The sequence below is a fragment of the Streptomyces sp. NPDC051976 genome (genome assembly GCF_040680795.1).
Classification (GTDB): Bacteria; Actinomycetota; Actinomycetes; order Streptomycetales; family Streptomycetaceae; genus Actinacidiphila.
Window position 1 is genome coordinate 48,823 of the sequence record NZ_JBFAXL010000049.1, and the last position, 20,994, is coordinate 69,816.

Genomic DNA, 20,994 nt, shown 5'->3' on the forward strand with positions numbered 1-20,994 from the left:
GGGCGTGTCGGTGGGTGGCGTGCGGCGCGTCAGTCGGTGTCGCGCCGCCGCACCCACGCCCAGACGAACTCCAGCAGCACCGCGCCCACCACCGCGATGACCACCGCCGTCCAGGGGCCCTCCATCCCCGACAGCTTCAGGGCGAAGAAGCTCTGCAGCCACGGGGTGACCAGCACGATCAGGAAGCCGAGCCCCATCGCCAGCACCAGCGCGATCCGCCACCAGGTGTAGGGCCTGGCGACGATCGCCAGCACCCACAGCTCCGTCAGGAACAGCGTCAGCGTCGCCGCGCTGGTCTCCGCGTCCAGCGACCCACTGCCGGTGTAGTGGTGCCGGGCCAGCAGATACGACAGCATCGCGGCGGTCCCGCAGATCAGCCCGGCGGGGGTGGCGTAGCGCATCACGCGCCGGACGAAGTGCGGTCTGGCGCGCTCCTTGTTGGGCGCCAGCGCCAGGAAGAAGGCCGGGACGCCGATGGTGAGCGTGGACAGCAGGGTCAGATGCCGCGGCAGGAACGGATACGGCACCTGCCAGCACACCACCAGCACCGCCAGCAGCACCGAGTAGACGGTCTTGGTGAGGAACAGCGTGGCGACCCGGGTGATGTTGCCGATCACCCGGCGGCCCTCGGCGACCACCGAGGGCAGGGTGGCGAAGCTGTTGTCGAGCAGCACGATCTGGGCGACGGCCCGGGTCGCCTCGGACCCCGAGCCCATCGAGACCCCGATGTCGGCGTCCTTGAGCGCCAGGACGTCGTTGACGCCGTCGCCGGTCATCGCCACGTTGTGCCCGCGGGACTGGAGCGCGCCGACCATGTCGCGCTTCTGCTGCGGGGTGACCCGACCGAAGACGGCGCCGGCCTCCAGCACCCCGGCCATCTCGTCCCGGTCCGCGGGCAGGTGGCGGGCGTCCACCGGCGCCTGCGCCCCGGGCAGCCCCAGCTTTCCCGCGACCGCGCCGACCGAGACCGCGTTGTCCCCGGAGATGACCTTGGCGTGCACCTCCTGCTCGGCGAAGTAGCGCAGGGTGTCGCCGGCGTCGGGCCGCAGCCGCTGCTCCAGGACGACGAGCGCGTACGGGCTGACCGCGGCGGCCGCCCGCGCGTCGCCCAGCGGCGCCTCGGTACGGGCCAGCAGCAGCACCCGCAGGCCCTCGTCGTTGAGCTGGTCGATCTCGGCGAGTGAGGCGTGCCCGGTGGGCAGCAGCACGTCAGGAGCGCCGAGCAGCCACGTACTGCTGGTGCCATCCGGCTCGTTGAAGGCCGCGCCGCTGTACTTGCGGGCGGAGCTGAACGGCAGCGCCTCGGTGCACCGCCAGCCGTCGCTCCCGGCGTCCCCGCCCGCCGCCGACGGGGGATAGGCGTCGATGATCGCCTGGAGGCTGGCGTTGGGGCGCGGGTCGGAGCCGCCGAGCGCGGTGAGCGCGCGGGCGACGTACTGCGGGTCGGCGCCGTCGAGCATGCGCAGGTCGGCCACGTCCATGCCGCCCTCGGTGAGGGTGCCGGTCTTGTCGAGGCAGACCACGTCCACCCGGGCCAGCCCCTCGATCGCGGGCAGCTCCTGGACCAGGCACTGCTTGCGGCCGAGCCGGATCACCCCGATCGCGAACGCCACCGAGGTCAGCAGCACCAGCCCCTCGGGCACCATCGGCACGATCCCGCCCACGGTGCGCCGTACCGCCTCGCGCGCGTCGTGGCTCTCCACCGTGAACTGGCTGATGATCAGGCCCACCGCGGTCGGCACCATCATCCAGGTGACGTACTTCAGGATCTGGCTGATGCCGTTGCGCAGCTCGGAGTTGACCAGGGTGAAGCGGGACGCCTCCTCGGCGAGCTGCGCCGCGTACGCCTCGCGCCCGACCTTGGTGGCGGTGAACGCGCCGCCGCCCGCCACCACGAAGCTGCCGGACATCGCCGGGTCGCCCGGCCGCTTGAGCACGGGGTCGGCCTCGCCGGTGAGCAGCGACTCGTCGATCTCCAGCCCGTCCGCCTCGACGATCTCGCCGTCCACGACCACCTTGTCGCCCGGGCCCAGCTCGATCAGGTCGCCGAGGACGATCTCCGAGGTCGAGATCTCGGCCGCCTCGCCCTCGCGGCGCACGGTCGGCTTGGCCTCGCCGATGACCGCCAGGCTGTCGAGGGTCCGCTTGGCCCGCAGCTCCTGGACGATGCCGATCGCGGTGTTGGCGACGATGACGAAGCCGAAGAGACCGTCCTGGATCGGTCCGACCACCAGGATGACCAGGAAGAGCACGCCGATGATCGCGTTGAACCGGGTGAAGACGTTGGCCCGGACGATCTCGCGGGTGGACCGGGACGAGCGCACGGGTACGTCGTTGACCTCGCCGCGCGCGACGCGCTCGGCGACCTCAGCGCCGGTCAGTCCGGGACTGCCCGTGACGACGTCGGTGTCCGTGCGTTCCGTCATGGCTCCGACGGTACGTGGCACCGGGCGTCTTCACCCGTTCTGCCTGCTCTGCCCGTTCTGCCCGGGTCAGTCGGTGACCGGCGCCTGGGCCTCGCCGGCGTCGGCGGCGCGCTGGGCCTCCGCTCGCCGGATGGCGGCGCGCCGGGCGGTGGTGTACTTCAGGCCGATCAGGCCGAGCCCCGCTCCGGCCAGGCAGGTCCAGATCCACCAGGTGTGGCCGTGGTCGGAGTACCAGCCGTAGAAGGGGAGCTGCACCAGGAAGAGCGCGAACCAGACGATCGTGCCGACCGTCACGGTCGCGACGTCGTTCGCCTCCAGTGGCTCGGGAGCCTCGCGCCTGGTCGTCCACTCGCTCATGGGGGACATGCTATGCCGCCGGTCCCGGCGGGGGAGCGGCGGCCGGGAACTGCCGGGGCTCGCCGGGGTCTACGCGCGGAGATGGCGTGGGACCTGCTGGTTATTCATACTGAAGCGGCCATCTACTGGCTGGAAACATTCGTACGATCACCTAAAGCTGAGCACCTTGAGGACCCGCATGCCGCCCGCCACCGGCCTTGACCGCTACTTCCGGATCTCCGCACGCGGGTCGTCGGTCTCCCGCGAGATCCGCGGCGGCCTCGCCACCTTCTTCGCGATGGCCTACATCATCGTGCTCAACCCGATCATCCTCGGCTCCGGCGTGGACAAGTTCGGCCACCACCTCGACAGTGCGCAGCTCGTCACCGCCACCGTCCTCACCGCCGCCCTCACCACTTTGCTGATGGGCGTCATCGGCAATGTGCCGATCGCGCTGGCCGCGGGCCTCGGCGTGAACACGGTGGTCGCCCTCCAGCTCGCGCCCCGGATGAGCTGGCCGGACGCGATGGGCATGGTGGTGCTCGCCGGGTTCGCGATCATGATCCTGGTCGCCACCGGGCTGCGGGAGCGGGTGATGAGCGCGGTGCCGCTGGGCCTGCGCAAGGGCATCGCCATCGGTATCGGCCTGTTCATCATGCTCATCGGGCTGGTGGACTCGGGCTTCGTCAGCCGGGTGCCGGACCTCGCCCACACCACGGTGCCGCTGGAACTCGGCGCCGACGGCCACCTCAGGGGCTGGCCCGTACTCGTCTTCATCATCGGCACCCTGCTCACCCTGGCGCTGATCATCCGCAAGGTCTCCGGCGCGATCCTGATCTCCATCGTCGCGATGACCGTGCTCGCGCTGATCCTGGACGCCACCGTCGACATCCCGGCCGCCCAGTGGGGCCTCACCGTGCCCAAGCTGCCGCACAACCCGGTGGCCAGCCCGGACTTCGGCCTGATCGGCAAGGTCAGCCTCTTCGGCGGCTTCCACCAGGTGGGCTACCTCACCGGGGTGCTCTTCGTCTTCACCGTGCTGCTGTCCTGCTTCTTCGACGCGATGGGCACCATCCTCGGCGTCGCGGACGAGGCGCACCTGCTGGACGACAAGGGCGACCTGCCCGGTATCAACAAGGTGCTGATGATGGACGGTGTCGCCACCGCGCTCGGCGGCGCCACCTCCTCGTCGGCCAACACCTGCTTCGTGGAGTCCACCGCCGGCGTCGGCGAGGGTGCCAGAACCGGTCTGGCGAGCATCGTCACCGGCCTGATGTTCGTGCTCGCGCTGTTCTTCACGCCGCTGGCCACGATGGTGCCCGCCCAGGCGGCCACCCCGGCGCTGGTGGCGGTCGGCTTCCTCATCCTGGCGGGCTCGGTGCGGGACATCGACTGGAGCGACTTCACGATCGCCGCCCCGGCCTTCCTGACCATGGTGCTGATGCCGTTCACCTACTCGATCACCAACGGCATCGGCATCGGCTTCCTGGCCTTCTGCGTGCTGCGGCTCGCCGCGGGCCGGGGCCGCGAGGTGCCGGTGGCGCTGTACGCGGTGTCCGCGATCTTCGGCTTCTACTACCTGATGCCCGCGCTCGGCCTGCTCTGAGGGCTCTGGGGGCAGTGCGGGGCCCGGCTCTGCGTGCTCTGGGCGCTCTGCGGGGCCTGGGTGCAGCCGTCCTGCCCGTAGAAGCGCGCGGTCTCGTCGACCGCGGTCTGGAAGCGTTCGTCGAAATCGTCGCGGACGAGCGTACTGACCACATAGTCCTGGGCGCTCATCCCGCGCTTGGCGGCATGCTCGCGAATCCGGTCCCACAGATCTCCGTCTATGCGGAGGCTGAGCACTCTCGATGCCATGGCCCCACGGTCCCCGCCGCGGGCGGCCCCGCGCGTCACTTTCGGTGGACATCTCACCCAAACGGGTGAGGTCTCGGCCAAGCAGGTGTAATACGCGCACGAGGGGTCTGGGGCGGCCGGGGCGCGGGGGGAGTTGTGGGGCACCTCTCAGGTTTACTTAGACTAAGTAATGAGATAGCTTGGACAGCGTGACCGAACTGTCCGAGGACGACCGCGCCGCAGTGAACTCGCTGCGAGGCGCCGTGATGCGACTGTCACGGCGGCTGCGCCACCAGCGCGTCGACGAGACGCTCAGCCCGACCGAGATGTCGGTGCTGGGCACGCTGGCCCGCTGCGGCTCGGCGACCCCGGGGGAGCTGGCCCGCAAGGAGCATGTGCAGCCGCCGTCGATGACCCGCATCGTGGCGATGCTGGAGGCCAAGGGGCTGGTCCGCAGGGAACCGCACCCCGAGGACCGGCGCCAGGTCGTGGTGAGCCGCACCGAGCAGGCCGAGGCGATGCTCGCCGAGAGCCGCACCAAGCGGAACGCCTGGCTGGCCCAGCTCACCGAGGGCCTCAGCGACGACGAGCGGGCCATCCTGCGCCAGGCCGCCCCCGTCCTCGAGAAGCTCGCTCACCTGTGAACCGCACTGGCGTGAACGACCACCGCACCGCCGCGCACCACTGTCGCGCGGCCGTGCACGACCACCGCACCGCGTGGACGCCGACCGACGCCCGACGCCATCGATGAAGGGGAGGCGAGAACCGATTGAGTTCGGCAGCCGGACCAGAAGCCGCAACCGAACCTGACCGTCCCGCGGAACGGAGGACCGGCACTTTCGGTGCCCTCCGGATCCGCAACTACCGGCTCTTCGCGACCGGCGCCGTCGTGTCCAACACCGGCACCTGGATGTCGCGGATCGCCCAGGACTGGCTGGTGCTCAGCATCACCGGCTCCTCCTTCGCGGTGGGCATCACCACCGCCCTGCAGTTCCTGCCGATGCTGCTGTTCGGCCTCTACGGCGGCGTCATAGCCGACCGCTACCCCAAGCGGCAGATCCTGCTCTTCACCCAGGCCATGCTCGGCCTGCTCGGGCTGCTGCTGGCCGCCCTCACCCTCAGCGGCGTCGTCCAGGTCTGGCACGTCTACGCGATCGCCTTCCTGCTCGGCATGGTCACCGTCGTCGACAACCCCACCCGGCAGACCTTCGTCGTCGAGATGGTCGGCCCCTCCGTCATGCGCAACGCCGTCTCCCTCAACGCCGCCAACTTCCAGGCCGCCCGCCTCGTCGGCCCCGCCGTCGCCGGTGTGCTGATCACCGCCGTGGGCAGCGGCTGGGCCTTCCTGATCAACGGCCTGTCCTTCCTCGCGCCGCTCACCGGCCTGCTGCTGATGCGCACCGCCGAGCTGCACAAGATCGAGCGCGCGCCCCGCCGCGGCAAGGGCCAGCTCCGCGAGGGCCTGCACTACGTCGCGGGCAAGCCGGAACTGATCTGGCCGATCGTGCTGGTCGGCTTCATCGGCACCTTCGGCTTCAACTTCCCGATCTGGGTCTCCGCCTTCGTCAACAAGGAGTTCCACAGCGGCGCCGGCACCTACGGCCTGCTCAACTCCCTGATGGCGGCCGGCTCCCTGCTCGGCGCCCTGCTCGCCGCCCGCCGCAGCCGCACCCGGCTGCGTGTGCTGGTCGCCGGCGCCCTGGGCTTCGGGCTGCTGGAGGCCACTGCCGCCATGTCCCCGGACTTCTGGATCTTCGCCGTCCTGCTGGTGCCGATCGGCATCTTCGGGCTGACCTTCAACACCACCGCCAACGCCACCGTGCAGCTCGCCACCGACCCCGTCATGCGCGGCCGGGTGATGAGCCTCTACATGATGGTGTTCGTCGGCGGCACCCCGATCGGCGGCCCGGTCATGGGCTGGGTCACCGACACCTACGGGGCCCGCGTCGGGCTCATGTCCGGCGGTCTCATCTCCGCGGCCGCCGCCGCCACCGTCGGCCTGGTGCTGGCCAGGACGGGCGGTCTGCGGCTCCAGGTCACCATGAGTCGCCGCAAGGACCGGCCGCTGATCTCCTTCGTCCCGCGCCAGACGTCCCCCCGCGACACTTCCGCCGCCCCGGCCCCGGGTGACGACGACGGGCAGGAGGACGGCGTGGCCGGGGACCGTGTGGTCGATGACCGGGCGTCCGGTGACGGGGTGCCCGGGGACCGTGTGGTCGATGACCGGGTCTCCGGCGACGGCGTGGCCGGGGACGGCGTACCGGGTGACGGGGACGCGGCGCGGCGGGTGAGGACGGCGGTATGAGGCTCTTCGTGGCCCTGCTGCCGCCCGATCGTGCGGCCGGGGAGCTGGCCGACGCCCTCGCCCCGGCACGCCGCCTGCCCGGCGCGGAGGAGCTGCGCTGGACGCATCCCGAGGGCTGGCACTTCACCCTCGCCTTCCTCGGTGAGGTCGCCGACGAGATCCGCCCCGAACTCGACGAACGCCTCGCCCGCGCCGCCCACCGCCACGGACCGTACGAGCTGCGGCTCTCGGGCGCCGGGCGGTTCGGCGACCGCGCGCTGTGGACCGGTGCCGAGGGCGACCTCACCGGGCTCCGCACGCTGGCCGACTCGGTACGGGCCGCCGCCCGCCGGGCCGGTGCGCCCTCCGACGAGGAGCACGCCTTCCGCGCACATCTGACGCTGGCCCGTACCCAGCGCGGCTCCGCCGTCCGGCTGCGGCCCTTCGCCGACGCCCTCGCCGCCTTCCACGGCTCCCCGTGGACCGCCGACACCCTCTGCCTCGTCAGCAGCGCCCTGCCGCGCTCCGGCGTCCCCGGCGAGCAGCCGCACTACGAGACCGTCGCCGCCTGGCCGCTGGGCGGTGCGGCGGCCCACCCGCCGAAGGGGTGACGGCGGCCGGTTAACCTCGGGGTGTGGACCCCAAGACCCGTACCCGTGTGATGACCGCCGCCTTCGTGCTGATGCTCGTGGTGGTGATCGTCGCCGCCGCGGTCCGCTGAACCGCGGCGGCGCACCTCAGACCCGCTGGGCCAGCAGCTGCCCCGGCCAGTCCCCGACGGTGAAGGTCGACACCGGTGTGAAGCCGTTGCGCCGGTAGTAGTCCACCAGCTTGCCCTCGCTCCCGGCGTAGCAGTCGACCCGCAGCAGCCCCACCCCGAGCCGCCGCGCCTCGTCGACGGCGTGCGCCAGCAGCGTGCTGCCCACCCCGAGGCCCGAGAAGCGGCGGTCGATCACCAGGAGGTGGATGTACACCTCCGGCTCGTCCGCGGCCTCGACGTAGTCCGACAGCGGGGTCGTCGACAGGGTGAGGGTGCCGGCCGCCTCCCCGTCGACCTCGGCGATCCACGGCGTGCCGAGCCGCATCATCCGCCCGATCTTGGTGACCACCTCCGGCCGCTGCGACCAGGGGACGGTGCCCCACTGGGCGCTGCGGCCGTTGGCGACCAGCCAGTTCACCGCGCTGTCGAACATCGCCATCGTGGCCGCGAGGTCGTCCTCGCCGCCCTGCCGGATGGTGACCTTCCGTTCGTCGGTCACCAGGCGAACGCCTCGGGGGACGGCCCCGGGCCCGGGAAGATCTCGTCCAGCGCCGCCAGGAACTCCGCCGACAGCTCCAGCTCCACCGCCCGCAGCGCCGAGTCGAGCTGGTCGAGGGTGCGCGGGCCGACGATCGGACCGGTCACCCCGGGACGGGTCAGCAGCCAGGCCAGGCCCACGTCACCGGGCTGCAGCCCGTGCTTGTCGCACAGGTCCTCGTACGCCTGGATCTGGTCGCGCTGCTCCTGCGACTTGAGGCCGTCCGCGGCGCGCCCGCCCGCCGAGCGCGAGGCGCCGCCCTCACGCTGCTTGCGCAGCGCCCCGCCGAGCAGACCGCCGTGCAGCGGCGACCACGGGATCACCCCGAGGCCGTACTCCTGCGCCGCCGGGATGACCTCCATCTCGGCGCGCCGCTCCACCAGGTTGTACAGGCACTGCTCGGTGATCAGACCGAGCGAGCCGCGGCGGGCCGCCGCCTCGTTGGCGCGGGCGATGTGCCAGCCCGCGAAGTTGCTGGAGCCCGCGTAGAGGATCTTGCCCTGCTGGACCAGGACGTCGATCGCCTGCCAGATCTCGTCCCAGGGGGCGGACCGGTCGACGTGGTGGAACTGGTAGACGTCGATGTAGTCCGTGCCCAGCCGCCGGAGGCTGGCGTCCACCGCGCGCCGGATGTTGAGCGCGCTGAGCTTGTCGTGGTTGGGCCAGACGTCGTCCCCGGCGCCCATGTTGCCGTAGACCTTGGTGGCCAGCACCGTCTTGTCGCGCCGGTCGCCGCCCTTGGCGAACCAGCTGCCGATGATCTCCTCGGTGCGGCCCTTGTTCTCGCCCCAGCCGTAGACGTTGGCGGTGTCGAAGTAGTTGACTCCCGCGGCCAGCGCCGCGTCCATGATCGAGTGGCTGTCCGCCTCGTCGGTCTGCGGACCGAAGTTCATCGTCCCCAGGACCAGGCGGCTGACCTTGAGGCCGGTACGTCCGAGCTGTGTGTACTCCATGACAGCCAAGCCAAGCTCTTGGAGTGCGCTCGAATCAAGGGCCAACCGGAAGGCGGCGTCAGATCCCGGTGTACCGCGCGCCGATGCCCCACGCCTCGTACATCGCGTCCGCGAACGCCGCCGCGAGTTTGTGCTCGCCCGAGGCGTTGGGGTGGGTGCCGTCGTACGTGTCGAGCAGGATGTCGTAGCCGTCCGGCCGGGAGGCGAGCAGCAGCGGCGAGGCGGGGGAGTCGTACTCGGCGACGGTCTTGGCCATCCGGGTGTTCAGCTCCGTGCACTGGCCGGCGAAGTCCGGGTCGAGGTCGGCGCGGGTGTTGGGGATGACCGGCAGCAACACCATCCGCAGCCCGGGGGAGGCCGCGCGGGCGGTGGCGATGAACCGCTCCACGTTCTCCGCCGTCTGCCCGGCGTCGGTGTAGAAGCCCAGGTCGATCAGGCCGAGCGATATCAGCAGCACATCGGGGCGGTGCTCGCGCACGGCGTCCCCGATCAGCGGCACCATGTGCTGCCAGCCCTCCCCCCACCCCGCCAGATGGCGGCGGGCACTCAGGGGAAATCCCGGATCGGCGTAGTCGGACGAGACCGCGTCGTCGAGCGCCTTGTCGTAGAGCGCCGTACGCGGGCCCACCACGGCGAACGGCTCGCCGAGCCCGCACAGGTGCTGCCACATGCGGTAGCGCCAGGTGTAGTCGCCCGCGGCGCCAACCGTCATGGAATCGCCGACGAAGAGGTAACGCATGCGGGGCATCATCTCCGACCGCCGGGCGACCAGGGACACTGGGGTGCATGCGTCTGTACCTGCCGACCGCCGCCGCCTGCGCCGCCCTCGCTCTGGCCTGGGGCGCCTCCGTGCCCGCTGTCGCCGACAACGGCCCCTCCGTCGCCTTCACCATGAGCGACCCGAGGATCACCGAGTCGAGCGGACTGGCCGCCAGCCGCCTTCACCCGGGCGTGTACTGGACGCACAACGACAGCGGTGACGGCCCGTACGTCTACGCCGTCGACTCCGCGACCGGCAAGACCCTCGCGAAGGTCACCATGCGCGGCATCCACGCCCGGGACGTGGAGGCGATCTCCCTCGGCCCCGACGGCGACCTCTATGTGGCGGACATCGGCGACAACCTCGGCGGCTCCTGGCCCGAGGTGTGGATCTACCGCTTCCCCGAGCCCAAACAGCTCGCTGACCGCACGGTCGACGTGACCCGATTCACCGTCAAGTACGACGGCGGCCCGCGCAACGCCGAGGCGCTGATGGTGCACCCCAAGACCGGCCGGGTCTACATCGCCAGCAAGAACGAGGACGGCGGCGGTCTCTACGAGGGCCCCGCCAAGCTGAGCAGCCACGGCGTCAACGTCTTCCGCCGGATCGCCGACGTCCCCTGGGTCACCGACGGCGCCTTCTCGCCCGACGGCAGCCGACTGGTACTGCGCGGCTACTTCTGGGCGATCGACTACCGCTGGGTCAAGGGCGCCCCGCAGAAGATCGACGAACTCGATCTGCCCATGCAGCCGCAGGGCGAGGGCGTCACCTTCACCCGGGACGGCAAGGCGCTGATGTACAGCAGCGAGGGCAACGACAGCAAGGTGTGGCGGGAGACGCTCAGCGGCGCCGAACTGCCGGACAACGTGGCAGGGACCGGCTCGTCCGGCGCGCGCGGCGCCTCGGGCGGCACCGGCGGACCCGCGGAGGGTGCCACGAAGACGACGCACTCCACCGGCAGCGACAAGGTGGTCGGTATCGCGGTGCTCGCCGTCATCGGCGCCGCGGGTGTGAGCCTGCGCAAGCTGCTGCGGGGCAGGAAGGACTGACGCGGGGGCGGAAGCGGCCTCGTGGGGCCCGTCAGCGCGATGTGCGGGCGGAGGTGGCGCGACCCCGGCCGCCGTCGTCCTGGCGGGCCGGGGTCGCGCGTGACCGTGCGGGTGGGGCAGCGGTCAGAGGTGCTCGATGACGTAGTCGATGCAGGCGGTCAGCGCCTCGACGTCCGCCGGGTCGACCGCGGTGAACATCGCGACCCGGAGCTGGTTGCGGCCCAGCTTGCGGTACGGCTCGGTGTCCACGATGCCGTTGGCGCGCAGCGCCTTCGCGATCGCGGCGGCGTCGATGCCGTCCGCGAAGTCGATGGTGCCGATGACCTGGGAGCGCTGCGCCGGGTCGGTGACGAACGGCGTCGCGACCGAGGACTTCTCCGCCCAGCCATACAGCCGCGAGGACGAGTCGGCGGTCCGCTTGACCGCCCAGTCGAGGCCGCCCTCGCCGTTGATCCACTCCAGCTGCTCCTTGAGCAGGAAGAGGGTGGCCAGCGCCGGGGTGTTGTACGTCTGGTTCTTCAGCGAGTTGTCGATCGCCGTCGGCAGGTCGAAGAAGGCCGGGATGTGGCGGCCGGAGGCGGCGATGGCCGCGGCCCGCTCCAGGGCGGCGGGGGAGAACGCGGCGACCCACAGGCCGCCGTCGGCCGCGAAGTTCTTCTGCGGCGCGAAGTAGTAGACGTCCGTCTCGGCGATGTCGACCGGCAGGCCGCCCGCGCCCGAGGTGGCGTCCACCAGCACCAGGGCGCCGTCGTCCGCGCCCGCGACCCGGCGCAGCGGCGCGGCGACACCGGTCGAGGTCTCGTTGTGGGTGAAGGCGTAGACGTCCACACCCTCCTCCGCGACCGGCTCGGGGTGGGTGCCCGGCTCCGACTTCACGATCGTCGGCTCCGCCAGCCACGGCGCCAGCTGAGCCGCCTTGGCGAACTTCGACGAGAACTCGCCGAAGGACAGGTGCTGGGACTTGTTGGTGATCAGACCGTGCGTGGCGATGTCCCAGAACGCGGTGGACCCACCGTTGCCGAGGATGACCTCGTAGCCGTCGGGCAGCGAGAAGAGCTGCCTGACCCCCTCGCGGACCTGACCGACGAGGTTCTTCACCGGCGCCTGCCGGTGGGAGGTGCCGAGCAGGGACGTCCCGGTGGCGGCGAGCGCGTCGAGCGCCTCCGTCCGGACCTTGGAGGGGCCCGCGCCGAACCGTCCGTCGGCGGGCTTGATGTCAGCGGGAATCTGGATGTCAGCCACGAGCGCAGCGTAGCCCGTAACGGACCTGTTTCCGTGAGTGTTCCAGCCGATGAGACGGCGGTCTCAGGTGCGGCGGCGCGGCGGTGCGCGCCCGGAGCGGCGTCCCCGCGCGGCGAGCGGGCAAGCTGGGCGTATGACGGCTGGTCTCACGAAGGACCTGGAGCGGGCGTTGCGCGGCGCGGTGCGCGGCGAGGTCGCGTGCGACGCGGGTGCGCGCGCCCTGATGACCATGGACGCCTCGAACTACCGCCGGGTGCCGCTGGGCGTGGTGGCGCCCCGGGACGCGCGGGACGTGGCGGCGGCGCTGGCCGTGTGCCGGGAGCACGGCGTGCCGGTGGTGCCCCGCGGCGGGGGGACGTCCATCGCGGGTCAGGCCACCGGCACCGGGCTGGTGCTGGACTTCACCCGGCACATGAACCACATCGTCGACCTCGACGCGGACGCCCGCACCGCCCGCGTCCAGCCGGGGGTGGTCCTCGACGACCTGCGGAGCGCCGCCGCCGTCCACGGCCTCACCTTCGGCCCCGACCCCTCGACGCACAGCCGCTGCACCCTCGGCGGCATGATCGGCAACAACGCCTGCGGCTCGCACTCGGTGGCCTGGGGAACGACCGCCGACAACGTACGAGCGCTGGACGTGCTCACCTACCGCGGCGAACACATCTGCCTGGACAGCGCTGTCACCGGGACCCATGGCCCGGAAGCCCCGATGCCGGGTCCCGCCTGCCGCCTGCGGGACGGCATGTCGGCCTTGGCCGACGAGCATCTGGCCCTGCTGCGCACCGGCTTCCCGCAGCTCCCGCGGCGTATCTCCGGGTACGCCCTGGACCGGCTGCTGCCCGAGCACGGGCGGGACGCGGCACGGGCCTTCACCGGTAGCGAGGGCACGCTCGGGGTGCTGACCGAGGCGACCGTACGGCTGGTGCCCGCGCCTGCCGCGCGGGCGCTCGCGGTGCTCGGCTACCCCGACGAGAGCGCGGCCGCCGACGCCGCACACCTTCTTCTGCCGCTGCGGCCCCTGACGGTGGAGGGGATGGCGGCCGACCTGGTCGGGGCGGCGGCCGGCTCGCTGCCCCGGGGCGGTGCCTGGCTGTTCGTCGAGGTCGGCGGGGACGACCCGGACGAGGCGCTGGCCAGGGCCCGCGAGGTGTGCCGGGCGGCGGACGGCGCCACGGGGCACGAGATCGTGGCCGATCCCGCGGGGCAGCGTGCCCTGTGGCGGATCAGGGAGGACGCCGCGGGGACCGCCACCCGGATGCCCGACGGCAGCGAGGCGTGGCCGGGCTGGGAGGACTGCGCGGTGCCTCCCGCCCGGCTGGGCGCGTATCTGCGGGACTTCCGTGCGCTGCTGGCCGAGCACGGGCTGCGCGGCGCGCCCTACGGCCACTTCGGCGACGGATGCGTCCATGTCCGTATCGACTTCGACCTCAGGGAAGCGGCCGGGGTCGCCCGCTTCCGCCGCTTCTCGGAAGCCACCGCCGACCTGGTCGTCGCGCACGGGGGCTCCCTCTCCGGTGAGCACGGCGACGGGCAGGCGCGCGCTGAGCTGCTGCCGCGGATGTACGGCCCGGAGTTGATCGCACTCTTTTCACGTTTCAAGGACCTCTGGGATCCCGACGGCGGAATGAATCCGGGGATGCTCGTGCGTCCCGATGCCATTGATAGCAACCTGCGCTTCGGCGTGCTGCCCCCGCGGACGGGCCGTCCGGTCGACGTCGAATTCACCTATCCGGATGACAAGGGCGACTTCCCGACCGCGGTCAGCCGGTGCGTCGGGGTCGCGAAGTGCCGTACGAAACCGGCCGTTTCCGCTGGTCAGGGCGGTGGGAGCGGTGGGGGCAGCGGGGTGATGTGCCCGTCGTTCCGGGTCACCGGCGAGGAGCGGCACTCGACCCGGGGCCGGGCGCGGCTGCTGCACGAGATGCTCGCCGGTGAGGTGATCACGGACGGCTGGCGCTCGACGGAGGTGCGGGACGCCCTTGACCTGTGCCTTTCCTGCAAGGGCTGCCGCAGCGACTGCCCGGTGGAGGTGGACATGGCCACGTACAAGGCGGAGTTCCTGCACCATCACTACCGGCGGCGGCCGCGGCCGCGCGCGCACTACGCGATGGGCTGGTTGCCCTTGTGGCTGCGGGCCGCGGCGCCCTTCGCGGGGGTGCTCAACGCGCTCGGCAGGGTCCGGCAGGTGGCCTGGCTCGCGAAACGTTTCGGCGGCGTCGCGGACGAACGTCCCCTGCCCGAACTGGCGTCCGAGACATTCACTCGATGGTGGGATGGCCGGGGTGGGGGCGCTGAGGTTTGTGGTGACAGTGGGGCTGATGGGGTGGGTGGTGCGACCGTCGTGCTGTGGCCCGACACCTTCACCAACCACCTCTCGCCCGAGGTCGGGAAGGCCGCGGTGCGGGTGCTCGAAGCCGCGGGGCTGCGGGTCGAGACGCCGCCCGCAGCGGTCTGCTGCGGCCTGACCTGGGTGTCCACCGGCCAACTCGGCCGGGCCAAGGCGGTCATGCGGCGCACGCTCGACCGGCTGGCGCCCGTGCTCGACGCCGGGCTGCCCGTCGTGGTCCTCGAACCGAGCTGCGCGGCGGCGCTCCGCGCGGACCTTCCGGAACTGCTCGGCCCCGCCGAGCCGCGAGCCGCCCGGCTCGCCGCGTCCGTCCTGACCTTCGCCGAGGCCCTGGAGCAGCACGCTCCCGGCTGGGCCCCGCCGCGGCTCGACCGTACGGCCGTCGGCCAGACCCACTGCCACCAGCACGCCGTCCTCGGCGACGCCGCCGACCGCCGCCTGCGCGCCCGCGCCGGCCTCACCGGCGACCTGACGGGCGGCTGCTGCGGCCTCGCGGGCAACTTCGGCTTCGAAGCCGGCCACTACGACGTCTCCGTCGCCTGCGCCGAAGAGGCGCTGCTGCCCGCACTTCGGGCAGCAGCACCCCAATCCGCCGTCCTGGCCGACGGCTTCTCCTGCCGCACCCAGATCGCCCACCTGAGCCCCACCACCAGAGCCCGCCACCTGGCCGAAGTCCTCGCGGAGGCGCTGCCGCGGGAGCGGCGCTAAAGCGCGACACCGGGCGCGGCCCGAGGCCGGAGCCTCGTGGAGGCGGCTCTTCACGCCGGGCCCGGCCCCGGGGGCGCAAGCCGCGCCCGCGGCCCTCCCCGCGGCGCCGTGTCAATCCGCTGCGCCGCGCAGCGGATTAGTTGCTGAGGCCCGGGTAGCCCTCGATGTCCTGGGGGCCGCGGAGGCTGGGGCCGATGTAGCGGGCGGAGGGGCGGACGAGGCGGCCGGTACGTTTCTGCTCGAGGATGTGGGCGGACCAGCCGGCGGTGCGGGCGCAGGTGAACATGGACGTGAACATGTGGGCCGGGACCTCGGCGAAGTCGAGCATGATGGCGGCCCAGAACTCGACGTTGGTGGCGAGGACGCGGTCGGGGCGGCGGGCGTGGAGCTCGGCGAGGGCGGCCTTCTCCAGGGCCTCGGCGACCTCGTAGCGGGGCGCGCCCAGTTCGCGGGCGGTGCGGCGCAGGACGCGGGCACGCGGGTCCTCGGCGCGGTAGACCCGGTGGCCGAAGCCCATCAGGCGCTCACCCCTGTCGAGGGCGGCCTTCACGTAACCCTCGGCGTCGCCGGTGCGCTCGATCTCCTCGATCATGCCGAGGACGCGGGACGGCGCGCCGCCGTGCAGCGGGCCCGACATGGCGCCGACGGCGCCGGACAGCGCCGCGGCGACGTCCGCGCCGGTGGAGGCGATGACGCGGGCGGTGAAGGTCGAGGCGTTCATGCCGTGCTCGGCGGCGGAGGTCCAGTACGCGTCGACGGCGGCGACATGCTTGGGATCGGGCTCGCCGCGCCAGCGGATCATGAAGCGCTCGACAACGGTCTGCGCCTTGTCGATCTCCTTCTGCGGCACCATGGGCAGCCCCTGGCCGCGCGCGGACTGGGCCACGTACGACAGCGACATCACGGCGGCGCGCGCCAGGTCGTCGCGGGCCTCCTCCACGTCGATGTCGAGCAGCGGCTTCAGGCCCCACACGGGGGCGAGCATGGCCAGCGCGGACTGCACGTCGACCCGGATGTCGCCGGAGTGCACCGGGATCGGGAACGGCTCGGCGGGCGGCAGACCGGGGTTGAACTTGCCGTCGACCAGCAGGCCCCACACGTTTCCGAAGGACACGTGGCCGACCAGATCCTCGATGTCCACACCGCGGTAGCGGAGCGATCCGCCTTCCTTGTCCGGCTCGGCGATCTCCGTTTCGAACGCGATGACTCCTTCGAGCCCGGGGACGAAATCGGACATGAGGCGGCTCCTCTTGAGATTGTCGACAGTGCGGTGGTGCGGCAGTGCCTGCTGGGTGTCCCGGCGGTGATCGCGGCGTCGGGCGCGGGGGTCGGACGGACCGACCCTCCGGTCATGCCCCGCTCACGGGGACGTCACCCTGCTCCATCCGGATCAGCCAATTGTGGTCGTTGCCGGAGCCCGTGGGCAGGGTGAGATGCGGCACAGTACCCGGGGCCTGTCCGGCGCCCGCACGGCGGCGGGCGCCGTCCTGCAAGATGTGGCCGTGCGACTACAAGGCGATCCCTCCGATCCGATCGACCCGTCCGTGATGCGCGAGCGCTACGAGGCGACGGGCCTGGCCGAGTCCGCGCTGGCGACACAGCCGTACGAGCAGTTCGGACGCTGGTTCGCCGACGCCGTACGCGCCAGGGACGGCGGACTGCTCGCCGAGCCGAACGCGATGATCGTCTCCACGGCCGACGCCAAGGGCGCGCCGAGCTCCCGCACGGTGCTGCTCAAGGGGTACGACCAGCGGGGATTCGTTTTCTTCACCAATTATGGATCGGGAAAGGGCGGCCAGCTCACCGCGAACCCGGCGGTCTCGCTGCTCTTCCCCTGGCACGCGATCGCGCGTCAGGTGATCGTCAGCGGTACGGCGGAGCGGGTTACGCGCGAGGAGAGCGCCGCGTACTTCCACACCCGTCCCCATGGGTCGCAGTTGGGGGCGTGGGCGAGCGCGCAGTCGACCGTCGTGGCCTCGCGCCGGGTCCTGGAGGAGAGCTTCGCCGAGATGGAGGAGCGCTGGCCGGAGGGGACGGAGGTGCCCGTGCCGCCGTTCTGGGGCGGCTTCCGGGTCGAGGCCCACACCGTCGAGTTCTGGCAGGGGCGGCAGAACCGGCTGCACGACCGGCTGCGCTACGTACGCGGGGGCGACGCGTGGGAAATCGAGCGCCTGGCGCCGTGAAACGGGGCTGAGGGCCGGATCGCGGGCCGCCGCGGGAACGCGAACGACCCGCGGGCTGCTCCCCGGAGCGACGAGGCTCCGAGCACCGGCCGGACAAGTCCGACGAGCCCGCGGGTCGGGTGAACTGCGTGGGATTGGCGCGCTTCGCGCACGCCCAAGTGCGCGGAGCTAGCCCGCAGTCACCTCACGTGTCCGACTGCAACTCATGCTTCGAACCACCTCCCTTCGTGTGTGCCGCAACACTAAGAAGTGGCTGGGAAGCGCACAACTGATTTACGCAAATCTCGTGTGACGCAGCCCACACCGGAGTTGAATGTTGCGACGTGCAGCCTTTCGATGCGCAATCAAAGCCGCTCGATGACGACGGCGGCGGTGGTGGCACCCCCGAGGGGGACCACGGGAGTCATGCCCCTGGCGAGACGCATGAGGGGCATGAGAGTGACGAGCAGCTGCTCGCCGCGCTGCTCGACGGCATGGAGGCGGGCCTGTGCGCCTTCGACCGCGACGGCGTGATCACGCACTGGAACACGGAGGCGGTCCGCATACTCGGCTGGAGTGCCGAGGACGCGATCGGGCGCAAGGGATTCGCGGGCTGGGCCGCGCGCTCCGCCGACGCGCGGGAGGCGGAGGAACGCCTGCTCGGCGCCATGGACGCGCCCGGCCGCCAGGTGCACGAATTCGCGCTGATGACCAAGGACGGCCGCCGGGTGCTCGTCCGCACCCAGTCGGCGGCGGTGCAGGGCACCGACGGGCAGCCGAACGGCGTCTACTGCGCCTTCTCCGAGGTGCACGCCCAGATCGACCTGGAGCGGTCGATCGCGCTGAGCGAGGCACTCTTCACGGAGGCGTCCTGGGGCGTGGTGCTGATCGACGCCGACCTGCGGCCCGCGGTGGTCAACGCGCACGCCGCCCGCCTGCTGCGCACCGGCCGTGACACGCTGCTCGGCCGCCCGCTCGGCGATCTGCTCACCCAGGGTGTCGAAGAACTCGAAAGCATGCTCCAGCACGTGCTGGCCGAGGGCGCGCCGCCCGCCACCACCGAACTGTGGGTCGGGGTGCGCGGCGACGAGACCGGCGGGCGCTACTGCTGGCGCAGCGGATTCGTCCGGCTCGGGTCACCGCTCGGCGAGGAACCGGTGCCCCTGGGTGTCGGCTGGGTGTTCGTGGACGTCACCCGGCAGAAGACGGTCGAGAAGGACGGCGCCCAGGTGCGGTTCCGCTACCAGCAGCTGCACCGCGCGGACCGGGCCGCCGCGGAGTGCGAGAGCGCGCTGGAGGCGGCGGTACTGCAACTGGACTTCGCGCTGGCCGGTTTCGCCGACCACGCCCTGGTGGACCTCACGGACGACGCCGGGCGGCTGGTGCGGATCGCGGCGACCCCCGCGGGGGAGCCCGGCCCCTGCCAGCCCGTCGAGGGCAACGCCTTCCCGGTCGGCTACGGGCTCGCCCACCCCGTGCTGCAGGCGGTCGAGCGGATGGGGACCGTACGGGCCAGCTTCGGCGCGCTGACGGCCGAGGAACCGGCGGCACGCGCGCGGATCGACGAATGGGCGGCGGCCAGACGCTGGCCGCCGGGAACGGTGCACGGCCTGGCCACCGTGCTGCGCAGCCGGGGACGTACGGTCGGCGCCCTCACCTTTCTGCGGGGCTCGGGACGCAGACTCTTCGACCGGGCGGACGCGGCGTACGCGGAGGACGTCGCGGCGCGGGTGGCGATGGCACTCGACCTGGCGGGGCTGACGGGAGACCGCTGAGAGGAGGCGGCGGCAGGACCGGGAGCGGCGGACCGCTGCCGGGCGCTCAGTGGCGGTAGAAGATCCGGTCCCGGTACTCGTCGAAGACCTTCGCGTTCCAGTCGTGGCCGCCGTCCACGTTGCCCGAGCGGAGCATGGGCGGGGTGACGCCGCGGGCGGCGAGGTCGGTGGCGGCGGTGGCGACGACGGCCTGCATCAGGGCGCTGATCACGACCGTGGAGGCGGGCGCGAAGGGTGCCGGGATCGCGTCGTCGGTCAGTTCCGCGTCGCCGACCGCGATCTTGGAGTCCAGGATGATGTCGCACTGGTCCTTGAGGAAGGTGCCCGAGGAGTGCCGTGACGTGGTCTTCTCGGTGTACGCGACAGAGGTGACGCCGATGACGGTGAGGCCGAGCGCGCGGGCCTTCTGCGCCATCTCCACCGGCAGCGCGTTGCGCCCGGACAGCGAGATCACGAAGAGCACGTCGCCGGGCCTGACCGGGCTGGTCTCCAGGACGACGCTCGCGAGGCCGTCGACCCGCTCCAGGGCGCTGCCGAGGGTGGCGGGCAGCACGTCGACACCGACCGTGCCGGGCACGACCAGCAGGTTCATCAGCGCGAGGCCGCCGGCGCGGTAGACCACGTCCTGGGCGGGCAGTGAGGAGTGCCCGGCGCCGAAGACGAAGATCCGGCCGCCGTCGGCGACCGCGTCGGCGATCGCGGTGGCGGCGGCCTTGATCGAGGCGGCCTCCTCGTCCCGTACCCGGCGAAGCAGGGTGATCGCGGCGTCGAAGTAGCGGTCCGCCAGGTCCCCGCGAGGCTCACTCATGCGGATCACCGTGGGGCCAGGGCGCGGCCGGTGTCAAGAATCGAGGCGGCCCCGGCGCCGGGTGCCGCCGCCCGGGGACCGTTGTCAGCGCGATGGGTCAGAATTGGTCCAGGGCCACGCACGAACAAATGAGGGGCGCGCATGTCCGGACTGATCGACACGACGGAGATGTATCTCCGCACCATCCTGGAGTTGGAGGAGGAGGGTGTGGTCCCCATGCGCGCCCGAATCGCCGAGCGGCTCGACCAGAGCGGCCCGACGGTCTCCCAGACGGTGGCGCGGATGGAGCGTGACGGGCTGCTGCACGTCGCGAACGACCGGCATCTGGAACTGACCGACGAGGGCCGCCGCACGGCGACCCGGGTGATGCGCAAGCACCGCATCGCCGAATGCCTGCTGGTCGATGTGATCGGCCTGGAGTGGGAGCAGGTGCACGCCGAGGCGTGCCGCTGGGAGCACGTGATGAGCGAGGCGGTGGAGCGGCGGGTGCTGGAGCTGCTCAGGCACCCGACCGAGTCGCCGTACGGGAACCCGATTCCCGGGCTCGAGGAGCTGGGCGAGAAGGGCGAGGCCGACCCGTTCCTGGAGGACGGCATGGTCAGCCTCAACGAGCTGCAGCCCGGCTCCGCCGGGGCGAGCGTCGTGGTGCGCAGGATCGGCGAGCCGATCCAGACGGATGCCCAGGTCATGTACACGCTGCGGCGCGCCGGTGTGCAGCCGGGCGCGGTGGTGAGTGTGACCGCGTCGGCCGGCGGTGTGCTGGTCGGCAGCGGTGGTGAGGCGGCGGAGCTGGACGCCGAGATCGCCTCGCACGTCTTCGTCGCCAAGCGGTAGGCGGACGCCTGCCCTGTGGAGGCGGGGGGCCCCGGGGGGCGGGTGGGGGGGGGCGCCGGTTGGGTGGTGGGGGGGGGTTGGGGGGGGGTTTGTCTTAGCCGGGGGGGGGGGGGGGGGGGGGGGGGGGGGGGGGGGGGGTGGGGGTGGGGGGGGGGGGGGGGCAGGGGGTGCAGGGGCGT

At 72.1% G+C, this 20,994-nt stretch carries 17 protein-coding genes and 1 pseudogene; 9 read left to right on the forward strand and 9 right to left on the reverse strand.

Annotation, left to right across the window (positions count from 1 at the left end):
* Positions 1-29 precede the first annotated feature (29 nt).
* Together AB0M29_RS34460 and AB0M29_RS34465 are read right to left on the reverse strand one after the other, a co-directional pair.
* Positions 30-2,426 (reverse strand): HAD-IC family P-type ATPase, encoded by a 2,397-nt coding sequence (locus AB0M29_RS34460; protein WP_365390104.1) that lies wholly within the window; start codon positions 2,424-2,426, stop codon positions 30-32.
* Positions 2,427-2,492: 66 nt separating this feature from the next.
* Positions 2,493-2,783, reverse strand: a complete 291-nt coding sequence (locus tag AB0M29_RS34465; protein ID WP_365390106.1) for a DUF2530 domain-containing protein — start codon at positions 2,781-2,783, stop codon at positions 2,493-2,495.
* Between the two features lie 178 nt (positions 2,784-2,961).
* Between AB0M29_RS34465 and AB0M29_RS34470 the strand changes: the two genes are divergently transcribed.
* Positions 2,962-4,368 (forward strand): NCS2 family permease, encoded by a 1,407-nt coding sequence (locus AB0M29_RS34470; RefSeq protein WP_365390109.1) that lies wholly within the window; start codon positions 2,962-2,964, stop codon positions 4,366-4,368.
* On the opposite strand, the gene AB0M29_RS34475 is transcribed toward AB0M29_RS34470, so the two are convergent.
* Positions 4,338-4,616, reverse strand: coding sequence for a hypothetical protein (locus AB0M29_RS34475; RefSeq protein ID WP_365390115.1), 279 nt, complete (start codon positions 4,614-4,616; stop codon positions 4,338-4,340). The two genes, AB0M29_RS34470 and AB0M29_RS34475, sit on opposite strands and share 31 nt — an antisense overlap.
* A gap of 245 nt (positions 4,617-4,861) precedes the next feature.
* Here AB0M29_RS34475 and AB0M29_RS34480 point away from each other — a divergent pair, with 245 nt between their 5' ends.
* From AB0M29_RS34480 to thpR, 3 genes and pseudogenes are all read left to right on the forward strand, one after another.
* Positions 4,862-5,239, forward strand: coding sequence for a MarR family transcriptional regulator (locus AB0M29_RS34480; protein WP_365390144.1), 378 nt, complete (start codon positions 4,862-4,864; stop codon positions 5,237-5,239).
* Positions 5,240-5,364: 125 nt separating this feature from the next.
* A pseudogene (locus AB0M29_RS34485) lies at positions 5,365-6,684 on the forward strand (MFS transporter); the annotation flags it as partial.
* A gap of 212 nt (positions 6,685-6,896) precedes the next feature.
* Positions 6,897-7,490 (forward strand): RNA 2',3'-cyclic phosphodiesterase, encoded by a 594-nt coding sequence (gene thpR / locus AB0M29_RS34490; protein ID WP_365390118.1) that lies wholly within the window; start codon positions 6,897-6,899, stop codon positions 7,488-7,490.
* Between the two features lie 126 nt (positions 7,491-7,616).
* Here thpR and AB0M29_RS34495 read toward each other — a convergent pair whose 3' ends face one another.
* The 3 genes from AB0M29_RS34495 to AB0M29_RS34505 form a co-directional block, all read right to left on the reverse strand.
* Positions 7,617-8,072 (reverse strand): GNAT family N-acetyltransferase, encoded by a 456-nt coding sequence (locus AB0M29_RS34495; protein WP_365390146.1) that lies wholly within the window; start codon positions 8,070-8,072, stop codon positions 7,617-7,619.
* 62 nt (positions 8,073-8,134) lie between these two features.
* A complete protein-coding gene (locus AB0M29_RS34500) occupies positions 8,135-9,130 on the reverse strand; it encodes an aldo/keto reductase (protein ID WP_365390120.1) in 996 nt (331 codons plus the stop codon).
* Positions 9,131-9,188: 58 nt separating this feature from the next.
* A complete protein-coding gene (locus AB0M29_RS34505) occupies positions 9,189-9,869 on the reverse strand; it encodes a GDSL-type esterase/lipase family protein (protein ID WP_365390122.1) in 681 nt (226 codons plus the stop codon).
* Positions 9,870-9,916: 47 nt separating this feature from the next.
* Here AB0M29_RS34505 and AB0M29_RS34510 point away from each other — a divergent pair, with 47 nt between their 5' ends.
* A complete protein-coding gene (locus AB0M29_RS34510) occupies positions 9,917-10,939 on the forward strand; it encodes a hypothetical protein (protein ID WP_365390124.1) in 1,023 nt (340 codons plus the stop codon).
* A 123-nt stretch (positions 10,940-11,062) separates the two neighbouring features.
* Here AB0M29_RS34510 and serC read toward each other — a convergent pair whose 3' ends face one another.
* Positions 11,063-12,181 carry a phosphoserine transaminase gene (gene serC, locus AB0M29_RS34515; RefSeq protein ID WP_365390127.1) on the reverse strand — a complete coding sequence of 373 codons (1,119 nt, stop codon included), beginning with the start codon at positions 12,179-12,181 and terminating at the stop codon, positions 11,063-11,065.
* Positions 12,182-12,314: 133 nt separating this feature from the next.
* On the opposite strand from serC, the gene AB0M29_RS34520 reads away from it, so the two are divergent.
* Positions 12,315-15,236, forward strand: coding sequence for an FAD-binding and (Fe-S)-binding domain-containing protein (locus AB0M29_RS34520; protein WP_365390129.1), 2,922 nt, complete (start codon positions 12,315-12,317; stop codon positions 15,234-15,236).
* A gap of 136 nt (positions 15,237-15,372) precedes the next feature.
* Here AB0M29_RS34520 and AB0M29_RS34525 read toward each other — a convergent pair whose 3' ends face one another.
* Positions 15,373-16,473 (reverse strand): citrate synthase 2, encoded by a 1,101-nt coding sequence (locus AB0M29_RS34525; RefSeq protein WP_365390131.1) that lies wholly within the window; start codon positions 16,471-16,473, stop codon positions 15,373-15,375.
* Positions 16,474-16,783: 310 nt separating this feature from the next.
* Here AB0M29_RS34525 and pdxH point away from each other — a divergent pair, with 310 nt between their 5' ends.
* Complete coding sequence (gene pdxH / locus AB0M29_RS34530; protein WP_365390148.1) at positions 16,784-17,419, forward strand: pyridoxamine 5'-phosphate oxidase; 636 nt, start codon at positions 16,784-16,786, stop codon at positions 17,417-17,419.
* Between the two features lie 449 nt (positions 17,420-17,868).
* The gene (locus tag AB0M29_RS34535) at positions 17,869-19,173 is read left to right on the forward strand and encodes a PAS domain-containing protein (protein WP_365390150.1); all 1,305 of its coding nucleotides are present in this window, start codon (positions 17,869-17,871) and stop codon (positions 19,171-19,173) included.
* Between the two features lie 46 nt (positions 19,174-19,219).
* Here the strand turns inward: AB0M29_RS34535 and AB0M29_RS34540 are convergent, their stop codons facing one another.
* Entirely contained in the window at positions 19,220-19,981 is a 762-nt protein-coding gene (locus tag AB0M29_RS34540) for an SIS domain-containing protein (RefSeq protein ID WP_365390133.1), read from the reverse strand.
* Positions 19,982-20,122: 141 nt separating this feature from the next.
* Here AB0M29_RS34540 and AB0M29_RS34545 point away from each other — a divergent pair, with 141 nt between their 5' ends.
* On the forward strand, positions 20,123-20,815 hold the full coding sequence (locus tag AB0M29_RS34545; protein WP_365390136.1) for a metal-dependent transcriptional regulator: 693 nt from the start codon (positions 20,123-20,125) through the stop codon (positions 20,813-20,815).
* The last annotated feature ends 179 nt before the right edge of the window (positions 20,816-20,994 follow it).